At 62.4% G+C, this 12500-nt stretch carries 12 protein-coding genes and 1 pseudogene; 8 read left to right on the top strand and 5 right to left on the bottom strand.

The annotated features are described in order from the left end of the window. Nucleotides 1-211 precede the first annotated feature (211 nt). Nucleotides 212-412 (top strand): ParD-like family protein, encoded by a 201-nt coding sequence (locus tag ACZRMO_RS26235; RefSeq protein WP_463974765.1) that lies wholly within the window; start codon nt 212-214, stop codon nt 410-412. Beyond that, nucleotides 412-1167, top strand: coding sequence for a type I methionyl aminopeptidase (map, locus tag ACZRMO_RS26230; protein ID WP_463974764.1), 756 nt, complete (start codon nt 412-414; stop codon nt 1165-1167). The genes ACZRMO_RS26235 and map overlap by 1 nt, the downstream gene beginning before the upstream one ends. Nucleotides 1168-1301: 134 nt before the next feature. Here map and ACZRMO_RS26225 read toward each other — a convergent pair whose 3' ends face one another. Further along, complete coding sequence (locus ACZRMO_RS26225; RefSeq protein WP_463974763.1) at nt 1302-2888, bottom strand: RimK family protein; 1587 nt, start codon at nt 2886-2888, stop codon at nt 1302-1304. A gap of 94 nt (nt 2889-2982) precedes the next feature. On the opposite strand from ACZRMO_RS26225, the pseudogene ACZRMO_RS26220 reads away from it, so the two are divergent. Continuing rightward, a pseudogene (locus ACZRMO_RS26220) lies at nt 2983-3426 on the top strand (GNAT family N-acetyltransferase); the annotation flags it as partial. A gap of 152 nt (nt 3427-3578) precedes the next feature. Here the strand turns inward: ACZRMO_RS26220 and sfnG are convergent. Further along, entirely contained in the window at nt 3579-4664 is a 1086-nt protein-coding gene (sfnG, locus tag ACZRMO_RS26215; protein ID WP_463974762.1) for a dimethylsulfone monooxygenase SfnG, read from the bottom strand. A gap of 251 nt (nt 4665-4915) precedes the next feature. Here sfnG and ACZRMO_RS26210 point away from each other — a divergent pair, with 251 nt between their 5' ends. Beyond that, nucleotides 4916-6154 (top strand): acyl-CoA dehydrogenase family protein, encoded by a 1239-nt coding sequence (locus ACZRMO_RS26210; protein ID WP_463974761.1) that lies wholly within the window; start codon nt 4916-4918, stop codon nt 6152-6154. Between the two features lie 140 nt (nt 6155-6294). Here the strand turns inward: ACZRMO_RS26210 and ACZRMO_RS26205 are convergent, their stop codons facing one another. Further along, nucleotides 6295-7080: a sulfite exporter TauE/SafE family protein gene (locus ACZRMO_RS26205; protein ID WP_124529773.1), complete on the bottom strand. Its 786-nt coding sequence runs from the start codon at nt 7078-7080 to the stop codon at nt 6295-6297. Between the two features lie 194 nt (nt 7081-7274). Here ACZRMO_RS26205 and ACZRMO_RS26200 point away from each other — a divergent pair, with 194 nt between their 5' ends. From ACZRMO_RS26200 to ACZRMO_RS26190, 3 genes are all read left to right on the top strand, one after another. Continuing rightward, the gene (locus tag ACZRMO_RS26200) at nt 7275-7793 is read left to right on the top strand and encodes a DUF3455 domain-containing protein (RefSeq protein ID WP_463974760.1); all 519 of its coding nucleotides are present in this window, start codon (nt 7275-7277) and stop codon (nt 7791-7793) included. A 66-nt stretch (nt 7794-7859) separates the two neighbouring features. Next, a complete protein-coding gene (locus ACZRMO_RS26195) occupies nt 7860-8366 on the top strand; it encodes a sigma-70 family RNA polymerase sigma factor (protein ID WP_463974759.1) in 507 nt (168 codons plus the stop codon). Next, entirely contained in the window at nt 8363-9031 is a 669-nt protein-coding gene (locus ACZRMO_RS26190; protein ID WP_463974758.1) for an anti-sigma factor, read from the top strand. Before ACZRMO_RS26195 ends, ACZRMO_RS26190 begins: the two co-directional genes overlap by 4 nt. Here the strand turns inward: ACZRMO_RS26190 and ACZRMO_RS26185 are convergent, their stop codons facing one another. Together ACZRMO_RS26185 and ACZRMO_RS26180 are read right to left on the bottom strand one after the other, a co-directional pair. Then, nucleotides 9032-10333 (bottom strand): ATP-binding protein, encoded by a 1302-nt coding sequence (locus tag ACZRMO_RS26185; protein ID WP_463974757.1) that lies wholly within the window; start codon nt 10331-10333, stop codon nt 9032-9034. A gap of 3 nt (nt 10334-10336) precedes the next feature. Further along, nucleotides 10337-11038 carry a response regulator gene (locus ACZRMO_RS26180; protein WP_017738648.1) on the bottom strand — a complete coding sequence of 234 codons (702 nt, stop codon included), beginning with the start codon at nt 11036-11038 and terminating at the stop codon, nt 10337-10339. A gap of 307 nt (nt 11039-11345) precedes the next feature. Between ACZRMO_RS26180 and ACZRMO_RS26175 the strand changes: the two genes are divergently transcribed. Then, nucleotides 11346-12500: an efflux RND transporter periplasmic adaptor subunit gene (locus ACZRMO_RS26175; protein WP_463974756.1), complete on the top strand. Its 1155-nt coding sequence runs from the start codon at nt 11346-11348 to the stop codon at nt 12498-12500.

Below are 12500 nucleotides of genomic sequence, written 5' to 3'. Positions count from 1 at the left end.
CAAAACCCGCCTCTAGGGCGGGTTTGGGTACAGCCGTGCGCTATCCCGCCAAATGAGGAATGGCGGTAATAATCATGCTTGGCTGGTTGCGGAACGTTGGATAGCTCATGCCCTGAAATTAACCGCCCACGGCAGGACGAGTCAACAAAAGGTTTACGTGTGATATACGAACCATATACGCTTTGTATATCCATTCAGCACAGTGAACCCCATGGGCATCGTCAAGATCACCGACCAACTGCACGAACAACTGCGCCTGGCCAGCGCCGCGATGGACCGTTCCATCAACGCCCAGGCCGAGTTCTGGATCAAGATCGGCCTGCTCGCCGAACTCAATCCCAACCTGCCCTACAACGAGCTGATCAACAAACTGTTGCTGGACAAACCCGACCTGATCCGGAGGCGCAGCTGATGATCAAGACCGCCGCCCAACTGGCCGTGATGCGCGAATCCGGGCGCCTGCTGGCCCAGGTGTTCACCATGCTCGACGGCTTTGTCGCCGCCGGCCGCTCCACCCTGGAGCTGGACAGCGCAGTCGAAGCGTTTATCCGCAACGACTTGCAGGCCCGCCCCGCCAGCCTTGGCCAATACGATTACCCCTTCTCCATCAACACCTCGATCAACGAGGTGGTGTGCCATGGCATGCCCAGTGCCAAGGACGTATTGCAGGACGGCGACATCATCAACATCGACATCACCCTGGAAAAAGGCGGCTACATCGCCGACTCCAGCAAGATGTACATGGTTGGTACCGTGGCGCCCAAGGCTCGGCGCCTGGTGGAGCAGACCTTCGAAGCGATGTGGGCCGGCATCCGCCAGGTCAAGCCCGGCGCCCGCCTGGGCGACATCGGCCATGCCATCCAGAGCCACGCCCAGGCCAACGGCTACAGCGTGGTGCGCGAGTACTGCGGCCATGGCATTGGCCGGCAGATGCATGAGGAACCACAAATCCTGCACTTCGGCCGCCCCGGCACCGGGCTGGAACTGCGCGAAGGCATGGTGTTTACCGTCGAGCCGATGCTTAACCAGGGCGGCGCCAAAGTGCGCAGCCTCAAGGATGGCTGGACGGTGGTGACCAAGGACAACAGTTTGTCGGCGCAGTGGGAGCATACGGTGGCGGTGACGGCGGACGGGTTTGAGGTGCTGACTCTCCAGGCCACACCCTGAATTCCCCTGTTGGAACTGGATTTTTTGTGGGAGCTGGCTTGCCTGCGATGGCGGTGGGTCAGTCACAGTTGTTTTAACTGGACCACCGCTATCGCAGGCAAGCCAGCTCCCACAGTTGATCTTCTGTGTCTGTGCTACCAACCCTGCCCCTGGCGCTTCAACTCCAAACGCCGCACAAACTCCTCCAACACCAGGCCATACAGGTCGTCCTGCAAATACGCATCCTCGATACCCGCGTCCATATTCGGGTTGTCGTTCACCTCGATCACCACCACCTTGTCGCCGGACTGCTTGAGGTCTACGCCGTAGAGGCCGTCACCGATCAGGTTGGCGGTCTTCACCGCCAACTCCACCACGGCCTTCGGCGCTTCATGGACCGCCAGGGTGCGGCACTCACCGTTGATGGCCTGGCCGATGGCCTTGTGGTTGTAGATCTGCCAATGGCCCTTGGACATGAAGTACTGGCAGGCAAAGATCGGCTTGCGGTTGAGCACCCCAATGCGCCAGTCGTACTCGGTGTAGAAGAACTCCTGGGCCAGTAGCAGCACTGAATGCTCGAACAGCTCGGCGGTGGCCTTGAGCAAGGCCTCCTGGCTTTCCACCTTGATCACACCCTTGGAAAAACAGCCGTCGGGGATCTTCAACACCAACGGAAACCCGAGGCGCTCGCCGACCCGTTCGAAGTCTTCCGGTCGTTCCTTGTAGAGGATCTCGGTGGCGGGCATGCCCAGTTGATGGCTGTTGAGCAGGTCGGCGAGATAGACCTTGTTGGTACACCGCAGGATCGACGCCGGGTCGTCCATCACCACCAGGCCTTCGCTTTCGGCTTTCTTGGCGAAGCGGTAGGTGTGGTTGTCTACGCTGGTGGTCTCGCGGATCAGCAAGGCGTCGTATTCGGCCAGGCGCGCGTAGTCCTTGCGCTCGATCAACTGCACATCAATGCCCAGGCCCTTGCCCACGCGAATGAAATGCTCCAGTGCCTTGGGATTGGACGGCGGCAATTGCTCCAGGGGATCGTGGAGGATCGCCAGGTCATAACGGGCCACCCGGCGTGAGCGCGGCTGGCGCCAGATCTTGCGGCTGAAGTTGTCGAGGGCGTGGGCGAATTGGTCTTCCTGGTCATCGCGCAACTTATGCAACACGCCGCACTTGACGCCTTCGATATGCCAGCCGTTATGTTTCTTGAATTCAACTAATAGAATCGGGCAGGCAAAGGTTTCAAATAACTCACGCGCCAAGTCCTGCAATGGCTCTATGGTGGTCCGGCCAAAATAAAGGGTCAGGGTAAAGCCTTCTGTATTGCTGTAGAGGTGATGACTAAGGGCTTTATCCAGGGTCTTGTCCAAGTTATCCAGGGCCAGCCCGTATAACGACTTTTTCGTCAGCTCGCTAATGGTGCGCACCGAAGGAATCACCTTGTGCCCCCGCGCCTCGGCCAGCAGCGAACAGTAGTAGCCGTGGCCCAGGTACTTGTAGCTGCGGCACAGGTTGATCACCTGCACGCGCTTGCCGGTGTCGCTGTCGCGGGTTTGCTCCAGGTATTCCTGGGCGGTGACGATGTCTTCACTGGGAAAATAGGAGGCCCAATCTTCCTTGCGTTCGACGATGATCACTACTTGACTGGACGGTTTGGAAGTCGTGGAAAAATAACCGTTGGAAGTTATTGTCGCCACCACACTTTGCTCGGATACTTCACGCCAATGACCTTGTACCGCTGACATAGTATTTGATCCGCTTTAGAGAACTCGATCTTTTCTATTAAGCACGATCCTTTAGAGAAGTCCCGTTTCGTTACGCAACTTTTACGGCGGCTATATGGCACTTTCCTTTCGCGTTGCATGCACCACAGATATACCCGCGTTAATCACTCTGGAGCAGCAATGTTTTATCAGTGATCGGCTCTCGCCGCGCAGTGTGCGCTGGATGGTCAGCCGCGCCCACGGCCAGTTGCTGGTGGTGGCGCGTGACGGGCAACTGCTCGGTTATGCCCTGCTGCTGTTACGCCGCCGGAGTACGCGGGCGCGGTTGTACTCCATCGCCATCGCCGAGCAGGCGCGCGGCATGGGCCTGGGCCAGCAACTGCTGGCCCGCATCGAAGCCTGCGCCATGGCGCAGCGCTGCACCCACCTGCGCCTGGAAGTGCGCACCGACAACCCCGGTGCCCTTGGCCTGTACGAGCGCAACGGCTACCGGCGCTTTGCCCAGGTCGACGACTACTACGCAGACCACACCAGCGCCCTGCGCCTGGAAAAAACCCTCAATGAAAAGAGCCGCCAGTAACCTGTGACAGGGGAGCTTATTGTGGCGAGGGAGCTTGCTCCCGCTGGAGTGCGCAGCGCTCCCAAGATGTTGGGGCCGCTACGCAGCCCAGCGGGAGCAAGTTCCCTCGCCACAATTGATCCGCAGTGTGCTCATGCCACCTGCTTGATCCCGGCCTTGGCTTCCAGCTCGCGCACCAGTGGCAACACACGCTTGCCGAAATACTCGACTTCTTCCTGGAAGTGCAGGAAGCCGGCCAGCACCAGGTCCACGCCCACCGCCTTGAGCGCAACAATGCGTTCGGCAATCTGCTGCGGGGTGCCGATGAGGTTGGTCTTGAAGCCGTCGTTGTACTGCACCAGGTCTTCAAAGCTGGATTTTGCCCAGTTGCCCTCGCCTTCCGGTGACGCCTTGCCCGCCTGTTTCGCCGCGTCGCCAAAGGCGTTGACGGCCTCGGGATCGGCCTTGTCGATGATTTCGGCGAGCACGGCGCGGGCCTCTTCTTCGGTGTCGCGGGCGATCACAAAAGCGTTGACCCCGACTTTCACCGAATGGTGGTTGGCCGCTGCCTTGGCGCGAATGTCATCGACCTGGGCCTTGATCCCTTCAGGGGTGTTGCCGTTGGTGAAATACCAGTCCGACACCCGCGCGGCCATGTCCCGAGCGGCCCGCGAACTGCCGCCCTGGAACACTTCCGGTTGGCCCAGGGGCTTGGGTTTCAAGGTGTAGTTGTTGAAGCGGTAGAAGTCGCCCTTGAAGGTGAAATCGTCCTCGGTCCAGATGCCTTTGAGCGCGCGGATAAACTCCTCGGAGCGGCGATAACGTTCGTCATGCTCCAACCAATGTTCGCCAATGGCCTGGAATTCGCCCTTGAACCAGCCGCTGACGATATTCACCGCGATACGGCCGTTGGTGAGCTGGTCGATCGTCGCCAGTTGCTTGGCCGCCAGCGCCGGCTGCCAAGGCCCGGGCAGGATCGCGGCGATCACCTTGAGCGTGGTGGTCGCCGCCAGCAAGGCATGGCTGAACGCCACGGATTCATGCTGGTTCTCGGCGCCGTAGCCGGCAGTGAAGCGGATCTGGGTCAGGCCGTATTCAAAGCCCGCGGCTTCCGCCAGCTGCGCCAGTTTGCGGTTGTAATCGATGCCCCAGTGGGTGCGTTGCTCGATCTTGCTGACCACCAACCCACCGCTGACGTTGGGTACCCAGTAGGCAAATTTCACAGGCTGCTGACTCATCGGACACTACCTCGTACATAGGGGATGTACCGAAGGCTTGAGCAGCAAGCGTGCCAGCCCGGCCAAACGCCCGCGCCAGGCGGGTTGCGGCAAAAGGCGTGGCGTTGTCGCGATGTCGCAGATCGCGACGGTTTGTCGAACCACTGTTGCCGGGGCAACAGTTACAGCGGCCCTTCCCCCGTAAACACTGGCCTGCATACCCGGCACGGACTGTGCAATCACCCCTGCATTGACCACAGGAGCCGCTCCCCATGACCGAACACCACGTCATCAACCCGCTGTCCATCGGCGTCGATTACCCCACGCTGGCCGCGCGCTTCCGGCCGATCTTCGCACGCATCGCCGCAAGCGCCGTGCAACGCGAACAGACCCGCACCCTGCCCCATGAGCCGATCCAGTGGCTCAAGGCCGCCGGCTTTGGCGCCGTGCGCGTGCCAGTGGAGTACGGCGGCGGCGGCGCGTCCCTGCCACAGTTGTTTGAACTGTTGATCGAACTGGCCGCCGCCGACTCCAACATCCCCCAGGCGCTGCGCGGGCACTTTGCATTTGCCGAAGACCGCCTCAACGCACCGCCCAGCGCCAATCGCGACCTGTGGTTCAAACGCTTTGTCGACGGCGATATCGTCGGCTGCGCCTGGACCGAAATCGGCACTGTCGCCATTGGCGATGTCGTCACCCAGGTCAGCCCCGTCGGTGACAACTGGGTTCTCAACGGTGAAAAGTTCTACAGCACCGGCAGCATTTTCGCCGACTGGATCGACGTGTACGCCCAGCGCAGCGACACCAAAGCCGACGTGATCGCCGCCACCCGCGCCCGCCAGCCCGGCGTAGAGCACAGCGACGACTGGGACGGCTTTGGCCAGCGCACCACCGGCAGCGGCACCTCGCGCTTTACCAACGCCGTGGTGGAAGCGGACAACGTCATCGACTTTGCCACGCGCTTCAAATACCAGACCGCGTTTTACCAACTGGTGTTATTGGCCAGCCTGGCCGGGATCGGCCGCGCCGCGCTGCACGACGTGGCCGAGCAGGTGCGCAACCGCAAGCGCATCTACAGCCATGGCAATGCGCCCCATGTCAGCCAGGATGCGCAGATCCAGCAGGTGGTGGGTGACGTCGCGGCATTGGTCTATGCGGCCGAGGCCAGTGCGTTGAAAGCCACGCAGCCAGCCCAGCAGGCGTATGTGGCCCGGTTTGGCGGGGATGACGCCGCCGAGCGCGCCGCCAATGTGGCGGCCGAGATTGAATCGGCGACGGCGCAGGTGGTGGTGTCGGAGTTGATTCAGCGTGCCACCAGCCAGTTGTTCAACGCACTGGGGGCGTCGGATGTGCGCCAGGGTAAAGCCCTCGATCGCCATTGGCGCAATGCGCGTACGGTGTCGTCGCACAACCCGGTGATCTACAAGGCGCGGATTGTCGGGGATTGGGTGATCAATGGGACTGAGCCGCCGTTTGTGTGGCAGATCGGCAATGGCCCGGCAAAAGCCTAAGGCCAGTTACAGTTGATCGTTCCCACGCTCTGCGTGGGAACGCATCCATGGACGCTCTGCGTCCGTTCTTGAAGGCGTGACGCAGAGCGTCACCGGCGGCATTCCCACGCAGAGCGTGGGAACGATCAACAGCGCCCGGCTTAGAAGGCGAGTTTGTAGCCGATGGCCATCAACATCACCGCCAGGCACGGCCGCAACACGCCGTCCGGCAGCTTGCCGGTCATGTGGCTGCCGATGTAGATCCCCGGCAACGAGCCCATCAACAGAAAGCCCAGCAAGTGCCAATCCATATTGCCCATGCTCGCATGGCCCAGGCCTGCAACCAGGGTCAGGGGCACGGCGTGGGCGATCTCGGTGCCGACCAGGCGGCGCGTGGCGAGGAACGGATAGAGGATAAACAGCGCCACGGTGCCGAGGGCGCCGGCGCCGATGGAGGTCAGCGCGACCATGGTGCCCAGGATGGCGCCGGTGACCACCGTCAGCAGGTTCAGGTTGCGCGGGCTCATGTGGTAGTCGTCACCGGCATGGCGCTGGGCGAAGGCCAATAGCTGTTTCTTGAACAGGATCGCCAGGGCGGTCAGCAGCAGCACCACGCCGAGGGCTTGCTTGATCACCGCGTTCATCGCGCTGGGGTCGGTGTGCAGGCTGGCGAGGAACCACAGGGTCAGCAGCACCGCGGGCACGCTGCCCAGGGTCAGCCAACCGGTGATGGTCCAGTCGATGTTCTTGTTCTTGCTGTGCACCAGCACACCACCGGACTTGGTGATCGCTGCGTACAACAGGTCAGTGCCCACGGCGGTGGCCGGGTTGATGCCGAACCACAGCAGGATCGGGGTCATCAACGAGCCCCCGCCCACACCGGTCATGCCCACGATAAAACCAACAATCAGGCCAGCAACGACAAAACCAAAATTACCCACATCCATTACAACTACCTGCGGCCTTATAAATTTCTGGCGGCAGGATAGCGATTTTTCTTATAACGACTTATATCAATGTGATCTGACTTTAGATCATTTTGTGTTTTTACCGATTTATTTGCGGGTGTCTGCATCCATTTGCCGCGCCCATGGGTAGTACCTGCAGCAACCCTGCTGTTCTACCCAATGGAGAAACACCCATGAACGCCAAAGCATTGCTCTGCCTGACTTCCCTGCTCGCCGCCCCGGCCGCCTTCGCCCAGAGCGGTTTACCGGATAGCATCAAGGTACCGGATGGCCATAAGGTTTCCATGGAAACCACCGGCGTCGGCGAAATCACCTACGAGTGCCGCGACAAAGCCAACGCCGCCGGCCAGACCGAATGGACCTTTGTCGGCCCGAAAGCGGTGCTCAATGATCGCAGCGGCAAACAAGTGGGCACCTACTTTGGCCCACCGGCGACTTGGCAGGCCAAGGATGGTTCGAAGATCACCGGCACCCAACTGGCCGTGGCCCCGTCGAGCCCGGGCAACCTGCCGTATCAACTGGTCAAGGCCAACCCCGCCGAAGGCAAGGGCGCGATGAGCGGCGTGAGTTACATCCAGCGCGTGGCCCTCAAGGGCGGCGTGGCACCGAGCAGCGAGTGCACCACGGCCAACAAAGGCAAGCAGGAAGTGGTGAAGTACCAGGCCGACTACATTTTCTGGGCGGCCAACTGAACAAACTCGGCTACGCTGCCCCCAGTGCAGATGAACTCGTTGTTCTGCCATTGGGGGTAGCCATACGTGTTTGATTACGAAGCCTGTCTGCTGGCCTGTGCCCGTGGCGATCAGCGCGCGTTGCGCCAACTCTATGAGCAGGACAGCAGCCACTTGCTCGGTGTGGCCTTGCGGATCACGCGGGACAAGGCCCTGGCCGAAGATGTCGTGCATGACGCGTTTATCAAGATCTGGCGCGGCGCCGGCAGTTTCGACCCGGCGCGCGGCGCCGCCCGTGGCTGGGTATTCAGCGTGACCCGTCACCTGGCCCTCAATGCGATGCGCAACAGCTACCGTGAAGTGCCGCTGGGCGACGAACACGAGCCTGCCGCAACCCCCGAATTTTCCACACACTCCGGGCAGATCCACACCTGCCTGGAACAGCTCGACCCGGCCCGTCGCTCGTGCATCCTGCACGCCTATGTCGACGGTTATTCCCACAGCGAAATCGCCCGGAAACTGGACACCCCATTGGGAACCGTCAAAGCCTGGATCAAACGTAGCCTCGCCGCGCTGCGGGAGTGCATGGCATGAGCAACCCTTTGGACGAACTGGCCAGCGAATACGTACTGGGCACCCTGCCCGGCGAACAGCGCGCCGAGGTGGAACAGCGCCTCAAGCACGACCCCGAGCTGCGCGCGGCCGTCGACGCCTGGGAGCAGCGCCTGCTGCCCCTGACCGCATTGGCTGCACCGGTCCCGCCCTCACCGCACCTGTGGCAGCGCATCGAGCGCAACCTCAGCGGCGTACGCGCCCCGTGGTGGGACCTGCTGGCCCTGTGGCGCGGCCTGGCCGGCGCCGGGCTGGTGGCGACGCTGGCTCTTGCGGCGCTGTTGCTGACCCGCCCAACGAACATTGAGCCGACGTTTGTGGTGGTGCTGGTAGCCCCGCAAAACCAGGCGCCGGGCTGGGTGATCCAGGCCAGCAACAACCAGCAGATTCAGTTGATTCCGCTGGGCGTGATGGAAGTGCCGGCCGACAAGGCCCTGCAATTCTGGACCAAGGGCGATGGCTGGCAGGGCCCGGTGTCGCTGGGGTTGGTCAAGCCGGGGCAGACGCTGTCGGTGCCGCTGGACAAGCTGCCGCCGCTGTCGCCTAACCAACTGTTCGAGCTGACCCTGGAAGACCTCCGCGGCTCGCCGACCGGCAAACCGACGGGGCCGATCCAGGCGATTGGTCGCGCGGTGAAGGTGCTCTGATCAGGCGACGCTGGGCAGCCACACGCGAAACCGCGCGCCGCCCAAGGGCGATGCCTGGGCAACCAGGGTGCCGCCCTGGGCTTCCATGGCGCGCCGGCTGATCGCCAACCCCAGGCCGAAACCACCGGTGGCGCGGTCGCGGCTGCGGTCGAGGCGGTAGAACGGTTCGAAGATGCGCTCGCGCTGGTCCAGCGGGATGCCGATGCCATCGTCGTCCACCCAGATTTCGCAACCGTCCGGCCCGACCCTGACGCCCACCTGGATACGCTTGTCGCAGTAACGCGTGGCATTGCGCAGCAGGTTTTGCAAAACGCGGGCAGTGAGGCGCGGGTCGAGGTTGAAGCGCTCGACGGCGCAGTCGAGGGCCACATCGATGACGATCTCGGGATTTTCCAGCTCGTCATCGACGCTGCCCAGCACGCTGTCGATAAACTCATCGAGCACCACATCAACCCGCTCCGGCGACTGCGCCGGGTTTTGCAGGCGGCTGTAGGACAGCAGTTCCAGCACCAACTCATCCAGCTCGCGGATGTGCGCCACCAGGCCTTGCAGGCGTTCGCGGCTGGCCTGGGGCAAGTCGTCGGACAGTGCCAGCGCCAGGCCGAAATCCAGGCGCGTAAGCGGCGTGCGCAGTTCATGGGACACGGCATTGAGCAGGTCGCGCTGCTGGTTGAGCAACTGTTCGACATCATCGGCCATGGTGTCGAACACCGCCGCCAGGCTGCCGATATTGGAACTGGCTGGAATGCGCGTGCGTTCCGCCAGGTTGCCCCGGCCCAATTGCGCGGCGGTGCTTTTCAGGCGCTCCAGATCACGCCAGTGCGGACGCAACCAGACCAGAAGGCACGCCAGCAACGCCGCGCCGATCAGCACGTTCATCGACCAGTACAGCAGGTTCATGTCCAGCGGGTCCGGGGGAATGGTCAGCTTGACCACGAACTGCTCGTTGATCGGCGAGCTGATGTCTTCCATCCAGCCCCACTCACCCAGGCGGATCACCGGTTTGCCCTGGGCCAGCAACTGGGCTTCGGCCGGCGTGTAGCTGGCGTCCTGGCGCAGCAGCAGTTGCACCTTGAGCGGCGCAAAGTCAGCGCTCAGCTGTTCGGTCAATTGCGACCAACGCTCCACCGGCGCGCGCAGGTACTGCTTGACGATCAGCTTCTGCATGCCGCGGGACTGCTCGACGTTGTAGTCCATGTAGCGGTGTTCGAAGAGTTGGATCACCAGCTTGGGAATCAGGAAGATCGCCGCGCTGTAGGTGACGATGGTGATCAGGTACAGCCGCAGGAGTACGCGAAACATCGGTCAGCATTCCCACTCGGAACGGCTGAACAGGTAGCCCTTGCCCCACACAGTCTTGATCTTGCGCGCTTCGCCGGCGTGGTCGTCGAACTTGCGTCGCAGCTTGGAGATGGCCACGTCCACCGAGCGGTCGGTGCCGTTGAACTCGATGCCGCGCAGGCGTTGCAGGATCTGGTCGCGGCTGAGCACTTCGCCAGCGTGCCGGGCCAGCACCACCAACAGGTTGTATTCGCCGCTGGACAGCTCCACCACCTGCTCGCGCCAGGTCACGGTGCGTTCCGACAGGTCGATGCACAGGTTGCCCATGAGGATCTGGTCGTTGGCCACCTGCGGTTCGGACAGGCTGCTGCGCCGCAGCAAGGTGCGCACCCGCGCCAGCAATACGCGGGGCTCGCAGGGTTTGGTCACGTAGTCGTCGGCGCCCATTTCCAGGCCCAGCACCTGGTCGTGGCTATCGTCGCGGGCGGTGAGCATGAGGATCGGCAGGCCCGCCGAATCGGCGCGCAGCAGGCGACACACTTGCAGGCCGTCGAGGCCGGGCAGCATCAGGTCGAGGATCACCAGATCCGGTGGGTTGAGGCGCGCGCGTTCACGTACATGGTCACCACGGCTGAGCACACTGACGTGGTAGCCATTGCGCTCCAGGTAGCTGGCAATCAGCTCGGAGAGTGCGGCGTCGTCTTCCACCAGGAGGATGTTGGGCATGTAAGGTGTTTCCATCGAATACAGTTATTGGTCTTACACAAATCCCATGTGGGAGCGGGCTTGCTCGCGAATGCGCTGGATCAGCCAACTCATGAGGTGACTGAACCACCGCATTCGCGAGCAAGCCCGCTCCCACACAAGCCCGCTCCCACATTGGATCTTCGGTGCTTGCGAGATTGTGCAAGGATATACGCCCGCAGCCCAGCGTGGGCAGCACCTTACATTTCTTCACAGACGAGCTACACAGCTTCACAGCACCACGGCGCAGGTGACTTTAGGATGCGCCAGTCATTATTGGGATAAGAGCATGTCGAAGAATCTGTTTGCGCCGTTTTGCCTGCTGGCCCTGACCCTTGCCCTGAGCGCGTGTGACCAGTCCGCCGCCGAGGCGCCGCAGATGCCCCTGGCCAAAGTGCGTATCGAAACCCTTGAAGCCAAACCGCTGTCCATCACCAGCGAGCTGAGCGGGCGCATCGCTGCGCCGCGCATTGCCGAAGTGCGGGCGCGGGTGGCGGGCGTGGTGATGCAACGGGTGTTCAAGGAAGGCCATGACGTCAAACAAGGCGACGTGCTGTTTCGCATCGATCCGGCTCCGTTCAAGGCCGACCTCGACAGCGCCCAGGCCAACCTGAGCAAGGCCGAGGCCAACGCGTTCCAGGCGCGCTTGCAAGAGCAGCGCTACAGCCAACTGGTGGCAGACAAGGCCATCAGCGGCCAGGACTACGACAACGCCCGCGCAGCGCTACGCCAGACCAACGCCGAGGTCGCCGCGAACAAGGCCGCCGTGGAGCGCGCCAGGCTGAACCTGGGCTACGCCACCGTGACTGCGCCGATTTCCGGGCGTATCGGCCGTGCCCTGGTCACCGAAGGGGCGCTGGTGGGCCAGAACGAGGCGACGCCGCTGGCGATTATCCAGCAGCTGGACCCGATCCACGCCGACCTGACCCAGTCCACCCGCGAGCTGAACGACCTGCGCCGCGCTTTCCGCGCCGGCAGCTTGAAGCAGGTCGGCCAGGACCAGGCCAAGGCCACGCTGATCGAGGACGACGGTAGCCTCTACCCGTTGCCGGGCAAGCTGCTGTTCGCCGAGATCAGCGTCGACCCGGGCACCGGGCAGATCATCCTGCGCAGCGAATTCCCCAACCCGAACCTCGACCTGCTGCCCGGCAGCTTTGTGCGGGTGCGCCTGGAGCAGGCCGTCGACAAGCAAGGCATCAGCGTGCCGCAACGCGCCATTACCCGTGACAGCGCCGGCATCCCGATGGTGTTGCTGTTGGACGCCGAGCAAACCGTCAGCCAGCAACCGGTGGAGTTGGGTGCGGTGATCGACGACCGCTGGGTGGTCAGCCACGGCCTCAAGCCCGGCGACCGCATCGTCGTCGAAGGCCTGCAACACGCCCGCCCCGGTGAAAAAGTAGAGGTGGACAACAGCCCCGCCTCCGGCCAGCTCGTTAAGGAATAA

Source organism: Pseudomonas sp. B611 (assembly GCF_055407965.1).
The sequence above is the reverse complement of the archived record's forward strand: the minus strand, read 5'-3'. Positions and strand labels throughout refer to the sequence as shown.

Excerpts from the sequence above, each read along its gene's own strand:
- ACZRMO_RS26200 (WP_463974760.1), top strand. The coding sequence starts at position 7,275 with ATGAACGCCAAAGCATTGCTCTGCCTGACTTCCCTGCTCGCCGCCCCG.
- ACZRMO_RS26175 (WP_463974756.1), top strand. The coding sequence starts at position 11,346 with ATGTCGAAGAATCTGTTTGCGCCGTTTTGCCTGCTGGCCCTGACCCTT.
- ACZRMO_RS26225 (WP_463974763.1), bottom strand. The coding sequence starts at position 2,888 with ATGTCAGCGGTACAAGGTCATTGGCGTGAAGTATCCGAGCAAAGTGTG.
- sfnG (WP_463974762.1), bottom strand. The coding sequence starts at position 4,664 with ATGAGTCAGCAGCCTGTGAAATTTGCCTACTGGGTACCCAACGTCAGC.
- ACZRMO_RS26235 (WP_463974765.1), top strand. The coding sequence starts at position 212 with ATGGGCATCGTCAAGATCACCGACCAACTGCACGAACAACTGCGCCTG.
- ACZRMO_RS26190 (WP_463974758.1), top strand. The coding sequence starts at position 8,363 with ATGAGCAACCCTTTGGACGAACTGGCCAGCGAATACGTACTGGGCACC.
- ACZRMO_RS26180 (WP_017738648.1), bottom strand. The coding sequence starts at position 11,038 with ATGCCCAACATCCTCCTGGTGGAAGACGACGCCGCACTCTCCGAGCTG.
- ACZRMO_RS26185 (WP_463974757.1), bottom strand. The coding sequence starts at position 10,333 with ATGTTTCGCGTACTCCTGCGGCTGTACCTGATCACCATCGTCACCTAC.
- ACZRMO_RS26205 (WP_124529773.1), bottom strand. The coding sequence starts at position 7,080 with ATGGATGTGGGTAATTTTGGTTTTGTCGTTGCTGGCCTGATTGTTGGT.
- map (WP_463974764.1), top strand. The coding sequence starts at position 412 with ATGATCAAGACCGCCGCCCAACTGGCCGTGATGCGCGAATCCGGGCGC.
- ACZRMO_RS26210 (WP_463974761.1), top strand. The coding sequence starts at position 4,916 with ATGACCGAACACCACGTCATCAACCCGCTGTCCATCGGCGTCGATTAC.